The sequence below is a fragment of the Salmonella sp. SAL-020 genome, assembly GCF_017372215.1.
Classification (GTDB): domain Bacteria; phylum Pseudomonadota; class Gammaproteobacteria; order Enterobacterales; family Enterobacteriaceae; genus Salmonella; species Salmonella enterica.
In genome coordinates this window covers 734,408-752,112 of record NZ_CP071690.1, presented here as the reverse complement: position 1 = coordinate 752,112, position 17,705 = coordinate 734,408, and the positions used below count along the sequence as shown (strand labels likewise).

At 48.2% G+C, this 17,705-nt stretch carries 15 protein-coding genes; 4 read left to right on the top strand and 11 right to left on the bottom strand.

Going from position 1 to position 17,705, the window contains the following annotated elements:
* The first annotated feature begins 50 nt into the window (after nt 1-50).
* Nucleotides 51-929 (top strand): itaconate degradation transcriptional regulator RipR, encoded by an 879-nt coding sequence (gene ripR / locus J1G48_RS03590; RefSeq protein WP_000423170.1) that lies wholly within the window; start codon nt 51-53, stop codon nt 927-929.
* 47 nt (nt 930-976) lie between these two features.
* On the opposite strand, the gene J1G48_RS03585 is transcribed toward ripR, so the two are convergent.
* Nucleotides 977-2,716, bottom strand: coding sequence for an arylsulfatase (locus J1G48_RS03585; protein ID WP_000712455.1), 1,740 nt, complete (start codon nt 2,714-2,716; stop codon nt 977-979).
* A 68-nt stretch (nt 2,717-2,784) separates the two neighbouring features.
* The gene (locus tag J1G48_RS03580; protein ID WP_000933440.1) at nt 2,785-3,969 is read right to left on the bottom strand and encodes an anaerobic sulfatase maturase; all 1,185 of its coding nucleotides are present in this window, start codon (nt 3,967-3,969) and stop codon (nt 2,785-2,787) included.
* Nucleotides 3,970-4,480: 511 nt separating this feature from the next.
* On the opposite strand from J1G48_RS03580, the gene J1G48_RS03575 reads away from it, so the two are divergent.
* Nucleotides 4,481-5,164 carry a LuxR family transcriptional regulator gene (locus tag J1G48_RS03575; RefSeq protein WP_001275355.1) on the top strand — a complete coding sequence of 228 codons (684 nt, stop codon included), beginning with the start codon at nt 4,481-4,483 and terminating at the stop codon, nt 5,162-5,164.
* 103 nt (nt 5,165-5,267) lie between these two features.
* On the opposite strand, the gene J1G48_RS03570 is transcribed toward J1G48_RS03575, so the two are convergent.
* The 4 genes from J1G48_RS03570 to J1G48_RS03555 all read right to left on the bottom strand — a co-directional run bounded on the left by J1G48_RS03570 (nt 5,268) and on the right by J1G48_RS03555 (nt 9,201).
* Nucleotides 5,268-5,825 (bottom strand): DUF3156 family protein, encoded by a 558-nt coding sequence (locus J1G48_RS03570; RefSeq protein ID WP_000100099.1) that lies wholly within the window; start codon nt 5,823-5,825, stop codon nt 5,268-5,270.
* Complete coding sequence (locus J1G48_RS03565; protein WP_000475960.1) at nt 5,803-7,302, bottom strand: APC family permease; 1,500 nt, start codon at nt 7,300-7,302, stop codon at nt 5,803-5,805. Before J1G48_RS03565 ends, J1G48_RS03570 begins: the two co-directional genes overlap by 23 nt.
* Before the next feature lie 208 nt (nt 7,303-7,510).
* A complete protein-coding gene (locus tag J1G48_RS03560; RefSeq protein WP_000542979.1) occupies nt 7,511-7,885 on the bottom strand; it encodes a cupin domain-containing protein in 375 nt (124 codons plus the stop codon).
* Between the two features lie 14 nt (nt 7,886-7,899).
* A complete protein-coding gene (locus tag J1G48_RS03555) occupies nt 7,900-9,201 on the bottom strand; it encodes an FAD-binding oxidoreductase (RefSeq protein WP_001092818.1) in 1,302 nt (433 codons plus the stop codon).
* A gap of 161 nt (nt 9,202-9,362) precedes the next feature.
* Here J1G48_RS03555 and J1G48_RS03550 point away from each other — a divergent pair, with 161 nt between their 5' ends.
* Nucleotides 9,363-10,847, top strand: coding sequence for an aldehyde dehydrogenase family protein (locus J1G48_RS03550; protein WP_001286397.1), 1,485 nt, complete (start codon nt 9,363-9,365; stop codon nt 10,845-10,847).
* 135 nt (nt 10,848-10,982) lie between these two features.
* On the opposite strand, the gene iraD is transcribed toward J1G48_RS03550, so the two are convergent.
* The 5 genes from iraD to J1G48_RS03525 all read right to left on the bottom strand — a co-directional run bounded on the left by iraD (nt 10,983) and on the right by J1G48_RS03525 (nt 16,114).
* On the bottom strand, nt 10,983-11,363 hold the full coding sequence (gene iraD, locus J1G48_RS03545) for an anti-adapter protein IraD (RefSeq protein ID WP_000988938.1): 381 nt from the start codon (nt 11,361-11,363) through the stop codon (nt 10,983-10,985).
* Nucleotides 11,363-11,848 carry an Hcp family type VI secretion system effector gene (locus J1G48_RS03540; protein ID WP_000338753.1) on the bottom strand — a complete coding sequence of 162 codons (486 nt, stop codon included), beginning with the start codon at nt 11,846-11,848 and terminating at the stop codon, nt 11,363-11,365. Before J1G48_RS03540 ends, iraD begins: the two co-directional genes overlap by 1 nt.
* 725 nt (nt 11,849-12,573) lie before the next feature.
* Entirely contained in the window at nt 12,574-13,497 is a 924-nt protein-coding gene (locus J1G48_RS03535) for a polysaccharide deacetylase (RefSeq protein WP_000540888.1), read from the bottom strand.
* 38 nt (nt 13,498-13,535) lie between these two features.
* The gene (locus J1G48_RS03530) at nt 13,536-14,414 is read right to left on the bottom strand and encodes a carbon-nitrogen hydrolase family protein (RefSeq protein ID WP_000089254.1); all 879 of its coding nucleotides are present in this window, start codon (nt 14,412-14,414) and stop codon (nt 13,536-13,538) included.
* A 395-nt stretch (nt 14,415-14,809) separates the two neighbouring features.
* Nucleotides 14,810-16,114 (bottom strand): MFS transporter, encoded by a 1,305-nt coding sequence (locus J1G48_RS03525; protein WP_000784371.1) that lies wholly within the window; start codon nt 16,112-16,114, stop codon nt 14,810-14,812.
* A gap of 404 nt (nt 16,115-16,518) precedes the next feature.
* Between J1G48_RS03525 and uxuA the strand changes: the two genes are divergently transcribed.
* Nucleotides 16,519-17,703, top strand: coding sequence for a mannonate dehydratase (gene uxuA, locus J1G48_RS03520; RefSeq protein ID WP_000815479.1), 1,185 nt, complete (start codon nt 16,519-16,521; stop codon nt 17,701-17,703).
* Nucleotides 17,704-17,705 lie beyond the last annotated feature (2 nt).

Genomic DNA, 17,705 nt, shown 5'->3' with positions numbered 1-17,705 from the left:
ATTCTTCCAATATATGATGGTGCCATTCTTAATTGCTTTTGGAGATGAGGATGGAACTGCGCCATATTCGCTATTTTCTCGCCGTCGCTGAAGAGCGGCATTTCACGCGGGCTGCGACAAAATTAGGCATAGGTCAGCCGCCGCTAAGCCAACAGATTAAGGATCTGGAAAGAGAGCTGGGAGCGCAGCTATTCCGGAGAGTGCCTCATGGCGCGGAATTAACCGAGGCTGGAAAAGCATTTTATGATGTTGTTAAAGGGATGCCTGCTACCGCGACAAGAGCCGTGCTGGCGGCGCAGCGTGTTGCCAGGGGGGAATCGGGCGTGTTAAGGGTGGGTTTTACTGCCTCTGCGGCATTTAACAGTGTGGTGCCCGGCGCAATCCGTACTTTCAAGCGGGCTTATCCTGACGTTCGTTTGCAGCTTGAGGAAGGAAATACAACTCAACTGGCTGATGAATTGAATGAAGGATCGCTGGATGTTGCCTTTCTGAGACCCGGTTTTACAGGCAATGAACGGTTCCAGCTCAGGTTACTGTCTGAAGAGCCAATGGTTATTGTGCTGGCAGAAACGCATCCTGCTGCGGCGTGTAAACAGATTGCACTCTCGATTCTCAAAGATGAGTTTTTTTTACTCTTCCCACGTGAAATCGGCCTGTCGCTTTATGACGCAGTGATCAAGGCCTGCGGTAAAGCGGGCTTTGAACCGAAAATTGGTCAACTCGTGCCGCAAATTTCGTCAGTCATTAACCTTGTGTCGGCAGAGATGGGCGTGTCGATGGTTCCAGATTCAATGAGACAGGTTAATGTCAAGGGAGTAGTATACCGCCCCGTTGCAGACCAGATGCCCGTCGCAAAGCTGGCTCTGGCATACCGGCGCGGCGATACATCGCCAACGCTGAGAAACTTCATCCTGAAAGTCACTGGCTGAATGCGGTTATGTGAGCGTTGAATAATCATTTGAAACGTAACCAATAATTATTGGTCCGATTTTGTGTCTAAAGGAATCGCTAACGGAGCAGGAACTGGCTGCAATGTCTGTGGATCGACAGCCAGATAACGCCCGGTTTTACTGTCGATACCCACATAATCGATAAGCTTGCCTTTGGCATAAAGCACCATTGTCTGTTTTGCAAATGCCTCATATGCACTGCTCAGTATTTTCACTTTATCCACATAATCTGCTGCGAGATTATGCGTTTCCAGGGGGTCACGTTGCAGGTTGAATAATTCCCATGGAGCATTACCCGCCTGTGGGAATACTGTGACAAGACGACGCAATTTCCATTCCCCATCTATCCAGGCCGCCTGATTATGGAGTTCAACACCATATTGTGTGCGAGGCGCGTGCAGACTTTCACCGGTCAGATAGCGTTTAAAACTCACGCCGATCATTGGCAGTGTCGGTCTTTCAGATAATGATTTACTGGCATCAATACCTGCAAATTCATAGAGCGTGGGCGCAACATCATACGCCGCCATCGTGGCGTTATCTATGGCGCCATGATGGATGATACCAGGACCGGAAATCATAAAACTGGTATTAATTCCCCCCTGACCGCTGGTCGTTTTGTGATAGCGACCATAAGGCGCATTGCTGACATCAGCCCAGTGGGGACCATAAGAGATAAATGAATTTTTACGACCAATATTTTCGTAACGATTATCGAATTGCTTCCAAAAATCTGGTTCAGATTCATAGTGAAAGCCCTCTGCCGGATTCACCCCATTATCACTTAAGAAGACCAGAATCGTGTTTTTATCGCGCCCGGTCTTTTTTAATGTCTCAATAACGGTGCCAATCTGTGCATCCATATTGGCGATCATAGCAGCGTAAACCTGCATCACCTTCGCCGTATATTTCTGCTGTTCCGGGGTCATTGCCTGCCATTCTTTATCAAGTTCCAGTCCTGGCAGAGGTATGTCATCACGCAGGAAACCCAGTTTCTTCAAACGAGCAATACGCTGACGATAGACGTTTGCATAGCCCTGTTCATACTGACGTTTAAAACGACTAATCCATTCATCCGGCGCCTGCAGAGGATCATGTGGCGCAGTAAAGGCCAACCACGCGAAGATAGGTTGTTCCCGTGGCGTCTCGCTGATCCAGCGATTAATCTGGCTGGCATAGGCTTCGCTGGAGTAAAAACTAGAGGGCAGTGAAATGCGCTGATTGTCACGGGTATAATAGGTATGAAATATCTCCACGGTTCCCAGCGGCACGGCATCATCAAAGTGACTGGCGCCTCCCCCCATCAAGGCGAAAGAATGACGAAAGCCCCGATCTTTTGGCGTCGAGCCTGGCGTAAAACCAAGATGCCATTTACCCGCCATCAGCGTATTGTAACCAGCATCTTTAAAGCGTTCAGCCATGGTCGTCACCCGATCAGTCAGGCGCAATTCATAGCCTTCCTTACCTATGGTATTTTCATACCACCACATACCGCCTATACCCGCTTGCTGACTGGTGTTCCCGGTTAATAGCATCGCACGGGCGGGAGCAGACATGGGAGACGTGTAATATTGACTCATCCGCACGCCGTTCTCAGCCATCGCCTGCAAATTAGGCGTTGGGATTTCCCCACCGAAGGGAGTGATATCAGAATATCCCATATCATCAGCGATAATCACGATAATATCAGGACGTTCGTTTTGCGTACTGTGCGCCGTACCGGAGAAGATAATGCTGAGTGTGGCAAGTGTTACTTCTTTTTTCACGGCTTATTCTCCATTTCAGACTACGGATGTTGTACAAGAGCGGCGGGCAAATGCGGCAAGAGGAACCATCAGCCCGAAAATCTACCCATAACGTCAGCACGCCAGGCTTTCAGTCCATTCAGATCCCGGGGCCAGGCGCGTAGCGGAGCCAGAATCTCCGTGAAAAAAGAGTAATAGCCGCTACAAAGTCGGTTGTAGCCGGCACTGTTGATATGTGCGGGGCAGCCTCCCTGGCAGACTATTTTCACAGAACACCGTTGACACTCCCGGCGCTGGCTTTTCTTAATACCAAAGGGAAGCCGGGTTGCGGAATCTACGGCTGGCGCTAACGTATTATTAGCAAGCTGTCCCAGGTAATGCTGGCTATTAATCAGATGATCGCAGGCATAGAGTTTGCCGTCCGGCTCCATGACCAGATTCGTTCCGCAGCGGGCGGAATGGACACAGGTGGCGCTGATATGCGTAAAATATTGTGCCCATGCCTGTTCAATGTTGATCACAAAAACCCGTCCCATATCGCCGCGTTTGCGCCATTGACGCCAGATATCAATCATGAAACGTCCCCAGTTATCCGCACTCAATTGGTAACGTTGCTGTAGGGCGTTGCCTTCGTTCATCAGTGGCTGAAATTGCAGATAACGAGCGCCAAGGCTAACAACATGATCGTAGATGGCTGCCGCATGGCGAGCCATGTCATCATGCACGACAATCAGTACATTAAAATCGACTCGATAGTGTTGTAACAATGTGATTCCCCGCAACACCGCCGGATAGCTGGCCTCGCCGCGTTTGCCCGGACGATGATGATTTTGCAAGTCTTCACTGCCCTCAAGACTGATGCCAATAGTAAAATTATTGTCGCGAAACAGACGGCACCAGGCATCGTTTAACAACGTCGCATTCGTTTGCAGACTATTACTGATCGTCACGCCGTCAGGCGCATATCGTTGTTGAAGCGCTATTACCTTTTTATAAAAACCGATTCCGGCTAAAAGCGGTTCACCGCCTTGCCAGACAAAATTAATTTCACGCGCACTGGCAGGTTGCGCCGCAATATAGCGACAAATAAAAACCTCCAGCGTTGATTCATTCATTTTTTCTACGGGCGTTTCGCCCTGTGGGTAATAACAATAGCGGCAGGCCAGATTACATGCAGGGCCTATGGGTTTTGCCAGAATATGAAAGGGTATCTGCGCGCGATATTCCGTCATTACGGGGATTTGTTGTTGCCGTAATGTGTTGAGATTCAACATTATTCTGTCCTGTAGTTATCATTTCTGATGCGGAGACATGACTCACATTTCGCAATAGCGTTCGTCTGGCGCTGCGGGCAGAATGCCGAGAGCAGGCTGTATCTATTGATACGCCGGTTTTCTGCATAGCGCATGACGCTATTGAAATGTTATTTAGCAAATCCTGTCTGAGCCAGAAATTAAGTCTCTGTTAACCTGCGCTATTACAGAAAATCATAGAACAGGCGTCTCAAAAGAATATCGTCCTGAAGGACGAGAACTCACGGCATTTTCAGGAGATGAGTCAACCGCGACAGAAAAAATTATATTAATAATTTTAAATTATTTTTTAGAATAACCAGACAGGATTTAAATTAAAATCATTTATTTTCAATATGTTATAAAAAATACCGCAACATACGTCACATTATTAACATGTGAATGATTGTGTTAACCGAATGTAAATTGTATGTTTCAACATACCACTATTTTACTGCGCCCCGACGCGCTCATCCGGATGGAAGGAGATAACATGTCAGCCTTATCAACTACTGGCCATAATGACGGGATCACTCTCCATTGCTTACAGAGCATTGCGCAACTCATTCCTCTGTCGTCGGCGGTTTTTTATCGTGTTAATGCTTATTTAAAGCCGGAAGCCTATGTTTTACATAATATTTCTAATAGCACACACCAACAATATCTGGAGCATTTTCAACCATTAGACCCGCTATCGCCTTCCCGATTCGGCCAACAGGTTATTACAGTAGCGACGATGACGCCCGGCATCTGTGCTCGTCATCGCCATTATTATCATGAATTTATGCTACCTAATCATGTGTGCGACATGATTGAGATCTTTATTCGTCGGGGCCATCGTATTATCGCGGGCATTTCATTAATGCGCGATATACCTTTTTCCAGCGAAGAGCGTTTGCGAGCCCAGGCAGTACAACCATTACTGGGACTGGCAATTCATGATTCTCTTCAGGAAGACAACGATCTGGCGTCAATATTGACCGCCAAAGAGCGTGAAATTGTGGGAATGGTCTGCGAAGGGGCCAGCAACAAATTGATTGCCCGTCAGTTGAATATTTCTCTCTCAACAGTGAAAACGCATTTACGTAATATTTTTGCTAAAACAGAAGTGATAAATCGCACGGAACTGGTTTCCCGAACCAGAATGTCTTCGGTACAACATTCACAGCATATGTGAAAGCGTGCTTTTTAACCCGCGTCAATTGCGGGTCTTTTCCCCATTGTCATATATGCCTGAATTAATACCACTCTCTGAGCTGATGCCTCAATAAAATGTCATATTATCTGGCGTCGGTATCCTGTTGCAGCCATTGATTCATGGCCTGATTGATCATATTTATCACACTAAGCAGAAGAACACGCTGGTGCCGCTCAAGCCGCAGATAACGGCGCAGCGGCGGCATTTTACAAACCACTTCGCTAGCAGCCCATAGCTCAATGCCGCAATACCATTCCTTATGATGTAAAACCAGCGTAAACCGACGATAATCCAGTTCACTCAGTGCCTGTTGTAAATTGGGGAAACAATTAAGATAGTTAATCAGCCCGGCGGTACTTTTGCTGCCAGTAAAAATGACGGGATAACGTTTCAGCCATCCGGGCTGATGAACGCGAATTTTGCCCTGCAAAGGATAATTGATTGTGCCTTTCACCCTGAATTCACAACTGTGAATACTGGCCATGAATAACCGTTTTTGCTGAACATGGCAGATAACCTGGGTAAATGCATTCAGATGCAGCACGGCGCTATGTTCGGTCAATTTTTCACAACGCCAGCCGCTCAAATCACGTAACACCATATTCATTAATGCGTTCTTAAACCAGGGGACGGAGGACATCTGGCGTCATCTCTTCATTGTTTCGCTTTTCATAATTGCCCATAGCCCGTTCCACGACCTCTTCTACCGGAAGCGGGAGGAAAGGATTAACCCGTTGCACACATAATGTCCAGAATAAGGCATAGGCGGCAGTCAATCCAAGCATAATACCGAATGGTATAAGTACATCCCGACTGTTCATTCCTGGAGGCGCGATATTAATAATGGCGATAATAATACCCACGCTCGAAATAATCTGAGGTAAGGGAAACCAGGGGGCCCGGTAAGCGCGTGGTAAATCGGGGCGCCGAATACGTAAGATAACGACCGATAACGTTACCAGCAGATAAGCTACTCCCCAGGCGCAGACCGCAGCGAGGATCAGCGGAACAATGTGGTCGATATCACCGTTCAGATACCAGGCATGTAAACAGGGAATCGCAACACCGAATGCGATGGCGATGACCGGTGTTTTAAAGCGGGGGTGCAACCAGGTCAGAAACCGCGGCAAAGCGCCGTCCAGCGCCATGCCGTATATAATACGCGGTACTGCCGCCATTAGCGTATTAATCGTCGCACATCCCGCTAACAACAACCCCACGCCCAGCCAGTATTGCCCGACATGTCCCATGACACGATTGGCAAAGGCGGGAATAGCCATCGGCGTATCCAGTAAAAAGATATGGTTTGCCGCATCGACCACCACATTATTTACCTGCCGGTTAATCGCAGCGCCATAGAGGAACATACAACCTGCCACCGCTAAAAGGCCAAGCGCCATCGCTCTGGGAATCGTACGATGCGCTTTTTTAATTTCCGGCGCCATTGGCGTGACCAGTTCACAACCGACGAACATAAACATCGCCATGCCAATATAACCAAACAGACCAGAAAGATTACTGACATCAAGCGGTGCGCCAAACCACCCGGAATGATGAGTGACCGGGGATAACAGGATCCCGCATAAACCGAAGATGGTCAGGGTAGTCCACATACCGAATGTAAGAAACACTTCCACCTTGCCAAATACTTCAACACCAATGGCATTCAGTAACCCGAAAACCACTACCATGCCGACGCCAACCATCCAGGTATTGTGCTGCATGGCCACGTGTTCGCTAACAGACTCAAAGTTCACCAGCGCCATGACGCCAGCGAGAATCGTTTCTGCCGTGCCGGCAAAAATGTGTACGATCAGGTAAGCGCAAAGCGCACCGGTGATAGCGAAAAAACGCCCCATCCCGCAGGAAATATAGTCGTAGACGGAGCCAGTCGTGGGAATAAGCGTTGCCGCTTCGGCAAAGGTGGTAATCTGCGCTTGCATCATAATAAATGCCAGTAATACCGCAAGAGCAAAGGTATCTCCCCCTGAGCCAAAACCACTGGTCACGGTCAGGATCACCGGGCTTGCCATAATCAGCCCGACGGAGCTGGCAAGCGTCGTGGGGAAACCAATAACGCCACGTTCAAGATGGCTGGCAAGTCTGTTTTTAAACATGGTCAACCTCTTCACTATTATTACAACAATAAATTACCGCTCCGGAATAACGCTTATTTATGGCAGGCACCGTATCTAACAGGTATCGTCCTGAAGAGGGATAACGGTAAATAACGTTGTGACGCCGTCCCCGCATGCGCTAATAGCAAGTGGGGAGCGCGTTATTCTCCCCAGTGATGCCAACGCTACTGACGAACAATTAAAGGATTCAACCCTGCTTATGGCTTTCAACTTTTGCCAGATAATGTTTTACAAAACGGGGCGTTAAAACTTTCCATGCCACTTCGGTTCCCTGTTCAACAAACCAACTATCGCCTGGTGAAAAACGTATCGGTTCCTGACCCGCAACAGTGAGTTCCACTTCCCCTTCCAGCACGGTTGCGTGCTCGGTAAAGGGATAAATCATAGTGAAACCGCCGCGGGTCGATGAAAACAGTCCACAGGTAAATACGTCCTCAGGTTTACCGTAAATCATCGCAACGGCGACCTGGGGATCGCCTTCTGTTGGCAACGCCCCCAACAGGCTGACACTCCCGATTGGCTGTAATTCAGGAACAGGTTGATTGAGTTTAAAAGCGTGCATTAATGTTCTCCTGGTTAATTCCGGCCTTTCCAGAAACCGGCTGTTTGATGTATCAGTTTTCCCGCACTGACCAGCAATAGACGTAGACTGTCGCGACCATAAATTGTCGCGTGGGGAATGCTACTCATCAGACGATACCGCTCGGAACCGCCATTTATTCCTTCGGCCAGGATTTTGCATACAATATGGGAAGGCGTGACGCCAAATCCGGAATAACCCTGAACATAAAAAACATTATTGTGCTCACGAAGCGTGCCAATCTGCGGAAACAGATTCGCGCTACAGGCCATCGGTCCGCCCCAGGCAAAATCGATTTTAACGTCTTTCAAATAAGGAAAGACCTCCGTCAACAGAGTGCGGTTCCAGGCAGCAAAATCGTGCGGGGTATATTCAAGAAACCTTGTGGCGCTGCCAAACAGCAGACGGTTTTCTTTTGTGAGACGGTAGTAATTTATCACCGGGCGGATATCACTAAAAGCCCCGCGCAAGGGACTGATCCGCTCAACAAGCTCGCTGGAGAGAGGTTCTGTAGAGACCTGATAAGAATAAGTAACCAGCGTTTTCTTATAAATTTCTGGTTCCAGATTATTGAGAAAACTATCACAGGCCCACAGCAATTTGGCCGCTTTTACGCTGCCCATCGCAGTACGTACCCGCACAGTTTTACCGTAACTGACCTCAACCACAGGTGAATATTCGAATATCTTCACCCCCAGCGAATTCGCAGCCTGAGCGGAGCCCAGCAATAAATTCAGCGAGTGGACATGCCCTCCCCCCATATGCTTGAGAACACCGCAGTAGACGTCGGAACCAATAACCTGCTGCACGTCTTTACCGGTATAGAGTTCAATATCATCTTCCGGCGTAGCAGCTTTGAATTCTTTTTCCCATTGTTGCAGCGTTTTTAACTGCCGCTGGTTGTAGGCCAGATAACCATATCCGGGGACAAAATCAGCCTCAATATGGTATTTACGAATTCGCTCCCGAATAATACCTGCGCCGAGGTTCGAGATTTTAAACAGCGTCTCCATTCCCGCTGCGCCTACATATTTTTTAACGGCTTCGATGTCGTGACCTATACCGGCCATCACCTGACCGCCGTTTCGCCCGGTGCCGCCATACCCAAGATGGCGGGCTTCCAGAACGACAACATTAGTGATCCCCTGCTCCGCCAGTTCCAGCGCGGTATTGATGCCTGAAAAGCCACCGCCAATGATCACCACATCGGCATCAATATCGTCTTGCAGAGCAGGAAAATGCAACGGGTATTTTTTCGTCGCGCCGTAGTAATTCAACGCATCGATTTTTGTATTCATCGCGTTACCTTGTCATCACGCTTGACTAAGACCGCTATCACAGCACGGTAACGTTTTACAAAATATCGTCCGGAAGAATGACGTTCTTTGGAACGATATTCAGTTCCAGGCAAGTATGTTGAGATGGAAAAACGTACATTCCTGACCTACAGGCACTTCTGATGAGCGACGTGACATTACTTGCCGAAGTAACGACTTTTTTACGCCAACGACACGGACAATTTATTGCAGGTGAACGTCAGGCCGGAAACGGCACGAACTTCTCGGTCACTAACCCAGCCACCGGCAAAATCATCGCCGACGTTGTGTCGGCAACCCCTGCGCAGGCAGAAGAGGCCATGCAGAGCGCCAGACGGGCGTTTGATGTCTGGCGTAAAATGCCAACGTTACAACGCGGCGCATTACTGCTGAAACTGGCTGATACTCTTGCCGCTCATCGTGAAGAGTTAGCTCAACTGGAAAGCGTCTGTTCAGGTAAAACGATTACGCTGTCGCGCGGTCTTGAACTCGATCAGTCAGTGGCCTTCCTGCGTTACTTTGCCGGTTGGGCAGGAAAAATAACCGGTGAAACGCTGAATGTCTCCCTGCCATCAATGGGAGAAGAGAGATACACAGCGTTTACCCAACGCCAACCCATTGGCGTGGTCGTCGGTATTGTGCCGTGGAATTTCTCAATTATGATTGCTATCTGGAAGCTGGCCGCAGCGCTGGTATGTGGCTGCACCATCGTCATTAAACCAAGTGAATATACCCCGCTGACACTGCTGCGAGTCGCTGAACTGGCTAAAGAGGCAGGTTTCCCTGATGGCGTAATTAACGTGGTAAACGGTGCTGGCGGTGAGATAGCGCAACAGCTGATCGCGCATCCAGATTGCGCCAAAGTGAGTTTCACCGGGTCAGTTGAGACAGGTGAGAAAGTCCGGCGTTCGGCAACATCGTCAGGAAAACGCGTTACCCTCGAACTGGGAGGGAAAAATGCGGCGCTGTTTCTCAATGATCTCTCGGCACAAGCCATGGTCAACGGTATTCTTGAAGCCGGTTATCTGAATCAAGGACAGATTTGTGCTGCCGCAGAGCGTTTTTATCTGCCCCAGGAAAAACTGGATACGGTCATGACGCTCCTCAGGCAACGGTTATCGGAGATCGTGCCCGGCTCGCCTTTAGATGAAAAAACGGTGATGGGCCCGCTGGCGAATCAGGTTCAGCTTGAAAAAGTGCTGCATCTGATTCAACGCGCACGGGAAGAAGGGGATACTATTGTTTACGGCGGTGAAACTTTACCCGGCGGAGGGTTCTTTTTACAGCCGACAGCGGTAAAAGTGCGTAGTAAAAACAGTACGCTGATGCACGAGGAGACCTTTGGCCCTGTCTGTAGCTTTATCGGTTATCAGAATGAAAAAGAGGCGCTTTCGCATATCAACGCTTCGCCATTCGGCCTTGCTGCAAGTGTGTGGTCGGAAAATATGTCTAAGGCATTACGCTACGCTGAAGATATTGATGCTGGCATGGTGTGGGTCAATATGCATACCTTCCTCGATCCCGCGGTACCCTTTGGAGGGATGAAAGGATCGGGTAGTGGTCGTGAATTTGGCAGCGCGTTTATTGATGACTATACCGAACTTAAATCTGTCATGGTCCGTTATTAACCATCCTGAAAATGATGCAGGCAGATCAACCATACCGAAAGGTGGACTGTCTGCCTGATTATCAGGTTCGCTCGCTGCGTTTTTTTGCTTTTGGGATAATGTTAAACGCCCGGCCCGGCGTTCCTTCCTGCATTACTAGCGCCATCTACCGTTAGAGTAGGCTATCTCCAGCCTTAACGGTTCAGACTCATCCTGTAACATCGCTTCCAAAGACAACGCCAGCGTCTGATGATGGGCATCTTTTACACTGACTTTCAGCATGTTGATGCTCGGTTCATAACGTAAAATAGCAGCGCGAAGCTCACGGCAAAACCAGTTGAGAACCCGTTTGTCACCCACATTCACCTCGTGCCATTCCGGCATACCCCGAGTGAGCAGCGGCGGTAATGTCTCGCCACCTGGCACGGCGCAAGAGTTGAATAAACACATTAACTTGCGTCGTACCAATTCATGTGGGCTTATCCCCTCAACCAAGAGCCTGTCGAATAGCGCGACCGGAATGGTTGGCGTCATCATCATTTCCCTATCTGGTCCATCGCCAGATCCCATACTGACGTTCTGGACTCCTGCTGAGCGCCGTCTGATTTCTCGGCAGTGATTTGCCATTCGATTTTCGTGAAGTTCAGCGACATCGTTTCCACCGGCTTACCGCCGGCGCCGCCGCTAACACTGAGTTGTGATATCAGCACGTTTGTCAGGGTATAAACGATAAGCGACCGCATTTTGCCGTCGTCATTGCGGCACAACGTCAGCACCGCGGTTCTAATTAGCCTCCCGCTACAGCAGTACTCATTGAGCACAGGCGTGGCGAGGTCGACAAATTTGGTGAGCGACATTTCACCAACATGCGCGCGCCCGGAAGTCCGCTCAGTGAGGCTAACATCGTTATTTACCTGCATTGCCACATTGTGGCTATAAGACATGATCTCTATCTGATCTTCAAAGCCTTCAACCTGGCTTTCGCCTTTGATATTGTCGAGCTTTAAAAAAATCGCATCCATGATTTATCTCCTTGTTGATCAGGTGGCAGTTCAGCAGCCAGACGAATACCGGCGGCCAGCGCTTGTGACTCTTATTAAAAGCGCAACGACCAAAAAACACAGCGTGAAAAGCGCCAGGTTTGCAGGGATTTTGCCGACGTTTACCCACGTCTGATGAACGTTATTCCGCTGGTTGCAAAGCAATAGAGGGTTTTGGCCCGCTGTGGCCAAATACAATTGAGGTTATACTGAACGCTCTCTGCCATATTCAATCCCTTTTATCGCAAAGTATCCCTGGTGCCGGTATCACAGCGTCGTTATTCAAAAATTGACATTTCAGAATAATAATCAGCTATATATAAAAAACACATCAAAAAGCAAATATCAACTTAATTTTTACTTATTTAATAAAAAAATCCAAATTGATTTACATCAATTAACACACACAAAAACATTAAAAATCAAAGGGTTAAATGAAAATTAATCACTATGGAAATTTTATTTTTCTTAATACTCACATTATAAATGTTATTTGCTTATTATCCTGTGAAAACTAAAAAATGATTTAAATCAAAAAACAAACTATTCTCGTTGATTAACGTTTTGACCGAAATAAAAAAGATTTTATACGTCCCGGGATAGTCTCCCTTTCTGATGGACAATATGCATTAACGAGCGGGCAAACAGGTAACTTCTGCCCGGGTAATCCGTTACCCGACTGATATTAACATTGTCATGAGGTGATATCATTTGCCCGGCCAGCCATAATCATCCGGAACCGGCGCTACGCCACGAACATCAGGACGGAGCATTTTTTGTCGATCCTCTTCGTCATCCACCCAGACACTGGCTATCTCTTCACAGGTTGCAAACCATACGCCATCATGCCCTTTAATATGTTCAATCAAACGTGACAACATCATCATATGATGCCCATGACCGATTATCTGCGGATGAAGGGCCATCGCATATAAACCGTTTTCCTGATGGTGATAAGCATAGGTAAAAATATCCTTCCAGCGTCGCAGAACACCGTCAGTATCGCTCATCCCCTCCTGGTTGCCGGTATACGCCAGTGCGGGAAAATCATCCAGATACCAGCTAACAGGAATTTCCAGAATCGCGCTGGCCGGGCCTGCGATATTTCCCGTCTCCCAATTCACCTGCCAACGTTGAGGATGGTAAGGCACAAGATCTCTCGCCATCAGGCTACTGTCATAGAGAAAACCGGCTTCCTCCAGAAGATCCAGCGTATTCTCGCTATAATCCCAATAGGGAGAACGGTATCCCACAGGGCGTATGCCGAAATGTCTTTTATAACAGGCGAACGCCAGATCCATAAGTCGGCGTTCTGTATCACGATTCACCAGCGTCGGATTTTCATGATAGTAGCCATGGTGAGCGATTTCATGCCCGGCATCAAAAATTGCTTTAATGATTTCCGGGAAGGTGTCTACAGTGTGTCCGGGAATAAAAAAGGTGGTTTTGATATTATTTTCTTTGAACAATTTCAGAAGCCTTGGTACGCCAACTTGAGCACCAAACTCTCCTCGTGACATAAAGGATGGCGACGGTCGATTAAATCCGCCCAGCCATAAAGACTGAGCATCTACATCAACACCAAGATTGACCGCAATCCTTTTACCCTCAGGTAATTTTAAATATCCCATAACGACCTCCAGCTAATACATAGAAGGGACACATTCTGTTATTTAATGTGTGATGGCCAGATATTATATATGCCTGCTTTTCTGCGTCTGTCCTTGAACGTTGTTGCTGCCCCCCCAAGTCTATTTTCATATAGAACATCGAGGTTAATTTCTCCTGAAATGACATCCTCTTGATTGACGTGCGCCTCTGCGATAATACCTTGTGGATTTTTCCACACGACATCACAGGGGCTTAAAATTGAACTTCGGGCCCAGCAGCCTGGCAGTGGCCCGCCCGGGTTTCCGCCCAGGCAACAGTGAACAAGATAAATTTGATTTTCAATACAACGTGCGTGGCAACAATGCCTGACTCGCCAAAATCCCTGTTCAGTAAACGTAGCGGAAGGCGTTAAAATTAACTCCGCACCCTGTTCCGCCAGCGTCGCGGCACACTCCGGTATTTCTGCTTCATAACAAATATTAAAACCCACCTTTGCAAATGGCAGTTGAAAAACAGCCATTTTATCGCCTTCCTGAGTATACCAACCCCGTTCAGCCGGGAAGATATGCGTCTTACTGTGAGCATAATGTTCGCCATCGGGTCCCCATATATGCGCAACATTCTCATAGCGATCTGCTCCAGTCTGCTCCAGATGAGAGCCAGCAATAATGAACTGTCCTCTTTCTTTCGCTTCCTGTTGAAAAAGCTGCTTATAGGCATCCGTGAACTGATCAATTAAAGTAAGGTGTGAAATGGGTCTTTCTTGCCATTTTTTCAATAATGTAAATAACTCAATGGTAAATAGCTCCGGGAAGATAACGACATCAGCACCCTGACTTTTATTAAGAAGTATCCTTACTTTTGTTATGAAATCTTCAAAAGTGTTTATTTCGGTAACAATATACTGACAGGCTGAAACAGTAAAATTACGTGACATCGTGATATCCCCGGCATGAAATTTAAACTTAAATTAACGTATAGCGCATGGAGAATATTAGGGAGCGGACATTACGACATCAGGTTATTTTTTGTGAAGCTGCGCAAAATATATGGGGAAAAGAGTAGAAGCATTTAACCTTTATTTACATAAAGGGGACTTTATCGATGATCGCAGCGAGACAGAGAGTCGATAAAAATCCAGGCGAAAAACAATAACCCTTACCACAATATTATTTTCAGCATCTGAAAATAATCAGGCAAACTAAATGATAACGCGCTGGTATAAAACCAACGCGTATTTTTACCGATAAGGGTAATGAAGACGGCCACCCGAAGGTGGCCGTTAGAACCCGGTAGCGCTTCGCTTATCAGGCCAGTGAAACCGAGACAGCTTTAGCGGTGAGACGCCAGCGGCTGTTCCGTCATTGGCGGGTGGTGCTTTTCTGGATCTTTAATCAGTACCCACAGGATGATGGCGCCGATAATATCGAACAGACTGAGTGCAATGAAGAACGGGCCGTAACCGATAATAGCGACCAATGCCCCCATAAACAGGTTGAAGCTTAACTGTCCCATCCATGCCGCAGATCCTGCCAGACCGGCAACCGTCGCGACCTCATTTTTCTTGAACAGGTCAGCGCTCATGGTAATCACGACGGTAGACAGCGTCTGGTGCGCAAAACCGCCAATACTCATCAATGCAATGGCGACATACGGGTTAGTCGTAATGCTGACAAAACCGATCGAAATCATCAAAACAGCGCCGATGGTAAAGCTACAACGACGCGCATTGATCGTGGTCATGTGCATCTTTTCCATGAAGAACTTCGCCAGGAAACCGCCTGCAACGCAGCCAAAGTCCGCCGCCAGGAACGGCAGCCAGGCAAACATGGCGATCTCTTTTAACGGCAGATGCATCACGTTAATCAGATACAGCGGCATCCAGAAACTCAGCGTTCCCCATGCCGGGTCAGCCAGAAAACGGGTAATCGCCAACGCCCAGAAGTTACGCTTTTTAACGATCTCTTTAACGGCCGGTTTTTTATTATCGTCCTGGAGATAGCTTTCCTGGCCGTCTTCGATATAACGCAGCTCTTTGTGGGTGATCCACGGGTGTTTATTTGGCGAGTTATAAATCAGGAACCAGGTGATGGCGAACAGCACGCCGATCCCACCGGTAATCACAAACGCCATTTCAGTACCGATGCCGCTATCAGCAAAGGTCAGCATCGCCCAGACCACCAGCGGCGGCGCCAGCATCGCGCCAATCGAAGTACCGATATTAAACAGTCCCCCCGCAATACCGCGTTCTTTCGTCGGGAACCATTCGGCGCTGGCTTTAATCCCGGCCGGAATCGCTGACGCTTCGGTTAGCCCCATCAGACCACGCAGAAATGCCAGACTTATCCAGCCGCCGGCCAGCGCGTGCGCCATGTTGATCAGCGACCATAACAAGGCAAAGATAAAGAAGCCGATTTTCAGTCCGATGACATCCATCAAATAGCCGGTGATCGGCTGCGCAATGGTGTAACAAAGCTGGAAGGCGCTCACCACCCAGGAATATTGTTGCTCATCAAAATGGAGTTCTTTCATCATCGCTGGCGCCGCAACGCTAAGCGAGCTACGGGACAGGTAGTTTACGATGGTCCCTACGCAGACCAGGCCGATAATCCACCATCTTAATTTTGTCATCTTCATGATAAAGCCTCGTTAAAAAACATTAGCTCCGCGCCGTCTGACCTGTAGCGGGAAAACTGAAATCACAAAAATTGGTTGACCAATCAATATTTTCTCATCCGGACCGGTCAAAATCTGGCGGCAACTCCCGCCCTTAATATTCTTGAAATAAATACATCAACTCATTTCAAGTTGAATGGTGAATGCTTTTCACCCAGCAAAAATTGACACAGATCAAATAAATAAAATTGGCAGACCGTGAATGATGATATTTGTGATTTGGTTAGCCAATTTAGACAATAAGGTTGACATGAGAAAAATTTTGGTTGAATTTAGGGGTCAGAACGGGTTTACAAAGCACGTTTCGATGTTGGCTGGCAATGGGTCAACCACGAAGACGTTATCGCAAGAAGAGGAAACGAGATATGAAACAAACCTGGCGCTGGTACGGACCTAACGACCCGGTAACGCTGTCAGATGTACGCCAGGCTGGCGCAACCGGCGTGGTAACGGCGTTACACCATATCCCGAATGGAGAAATTTGGTCGATAGACGAGATCCAGAAACGTAAAGCTATCGTTGAAGAGGCGGGTCTGGAGTGGTCTGTGGTAGAGAGCGTACCTATCCACGAAGATATCAAAACCCACACCGGTCAGTACGATTTATGGATCAAAAACTACCAGCAAACGCTGCGTAACCTGGCGCAATGCGGTATCTATACGGTTTGCTATAACTTTATGCCGGTGCTGGACTGGACACGTACGGATCTGGAATACGTATTGCCGGATGGTTCAAAAGCGTTGCGTTTTGACCAGATTGAATTCGCCGCGTTCGAACTGCATATCCTGAAGCGTCCGGGAGCAGAAGCCGACTATACGGCAGAAGAAATTGCTCAGGCAGAGCGACGTTTCGCCACCATGAGCGAGGAAGACAAAGCACGTCTGACCCGCAACATTATTGCCGGTTTACCTGGCGCGGAAGAAGGCTATACGCTGGATCAGTTCCGTCAACACCTGGCGACGTATAAAGATATCGATAAAGCAAAACTGCGTGAACATTTTGCCTATTTCCTGAAAGCCATTATTCCGGTTGCCGACGAGGTTGGCGTGCGTATGGCCGTTCACCCTGACGATCCGCCGCGCCCTATTCTCGGCCTGCCGCGCATTGTCTCTACCATTGAAGACATGCAATGGATGGTGGAAACCGTTAATAGCATGGCGAACGGCTTCACCATGTGTACCGGATCTTACGGCGTGCGCGCCGACAACGATCTGGTTGATATGATCAAACAGTTTGGTCCGCGCATCTACTTTACGCATCTGCGCTCTACGCTGCGCGAAGAGAATCCGAAGACCTTCCACGAGGCCGCCCATTTGCACGGCGATGTGGATATGTATGAAGTCGTTAAAGCGATTGTGGAAGAAGAGCACCGTCGTAAAGCCGAAGGTAGCGACGATCTGATCCCAATGCGCCCGGACCACGGTCATCAGATGCTGGACGATCTGAAGAAGAAAACGAATCCGGGTTATTCCGCCATTGGCCGTCTGAAAGGGCTTGCGGAAGTCCGCGGCGTCGAACTGGCTATCCAGCGCGCTTTCTTTAGCAAATAACC

What these genes read in the sequence shown, in the direction of transcription:
- ripR (WP_000423170.1), top strand. Translation starts at nt 51, where the DNA reads ATGGAACTGCGCCATATTCGCTATTTTCTCGCCGTCGCTGAAGAGCGG.
- J1G48_RS03580 (WP_000933440.1), bottom strand. Translation starts at nt 3,969, where the DNA reads ATGTTGAATCTCAACACATTACGGCAACAACAAATCCCCGTAATGACG.
- J1G48_RS03575 (WP_001275355.1), top strand. Translation starts at nt 4,481, where the DNA reads ATGTCAGCCTTATCAACTACTGGCCATAATGACGGGATCACTCTCCAT.
- J1G48_RS03570 (WP_000100099.1), bottom strand. Translation starts at nt 5,825, where the DNA reads ATGTCCTCCGTCCCCTGGTTTAAGAACGCATTAATGAATATGGTGTTA.
- J1G48_RS03565 (WP_000475960.1), bottom strand. Translation starts at nt 7,302, where the DNA reads ATGTTTAAAAACAGACTTGCCAGCCATCTTGAACGTGGCGTTATTGGT.
- J1G48_RS03560 (WP_000542979.1), bottom strand. Translation starts at nt 7,885, where the DNA reads ATGCACGCTTTTAAACTCAATCAACCTGTTCCTGAATTACAGCCAATC.
- J1G48_RS03555 (WP_001092818.1), bottom strand. Translation starts at nt 9,201, where the DNA reads ATGAATACAAAAATCGATGCGTTGAATTACTACGGCGCGACGAAAAAA.
- J1G48_RS03550 (WP_001286397.1), top strand. Translation starts at nt 9,363, where the DNA reads ATGAGCGACGTGACATTACTTGCCGAAGTAACGACTTTTTTACGCCAA.
- iraD (WP_000988938.1), bottom strand. Translation starts at nt 11,363, where the DNA reads ATGATGACGCCAACCATTCCGGTCGCGCTATTCGACAGGCTCTTGGTT.
- J1G48_RS03540 (WP_000338753.1), bottom strand. Translation starts at nt 11,848, where the DNA reads ATGGATGCGATTTTTTTAAAGCTCGACAATATCAAAGGCGAAAGCCAG.
- J1G48_RS03535 (WP_000540888.1), bottom strand. Translation starts at nt 13,497, where the DNA reads ATGGGATATTTAAAATTACCTGAGGGTAAAAGGATTGCGGTCAATCTT.
- J1G48_RS03530 (WP_000089254.1), bottom strand. Translation starts at nt 14,414, where the DNA reads ATGTCACGTAATTTTACTGTTTCAGCCTGTCAGTATATTGTTACCGAA.
- J1G48_RS03525 (WP_000784371.1), bottom strand. Translation starts at nt 16,114, where the DNA reads ATGAAGATGACAAAATTAAGATGGTGGATTATCGGCCTGGTCTGCGTA.
- uxuA (WP_000815479.1), top strand. Translation starts at nt 16,519, where the DNA reads ATGAAACAAACCTGGCGCTGGTACGGACCTAACGACCCGGTAACGCTG.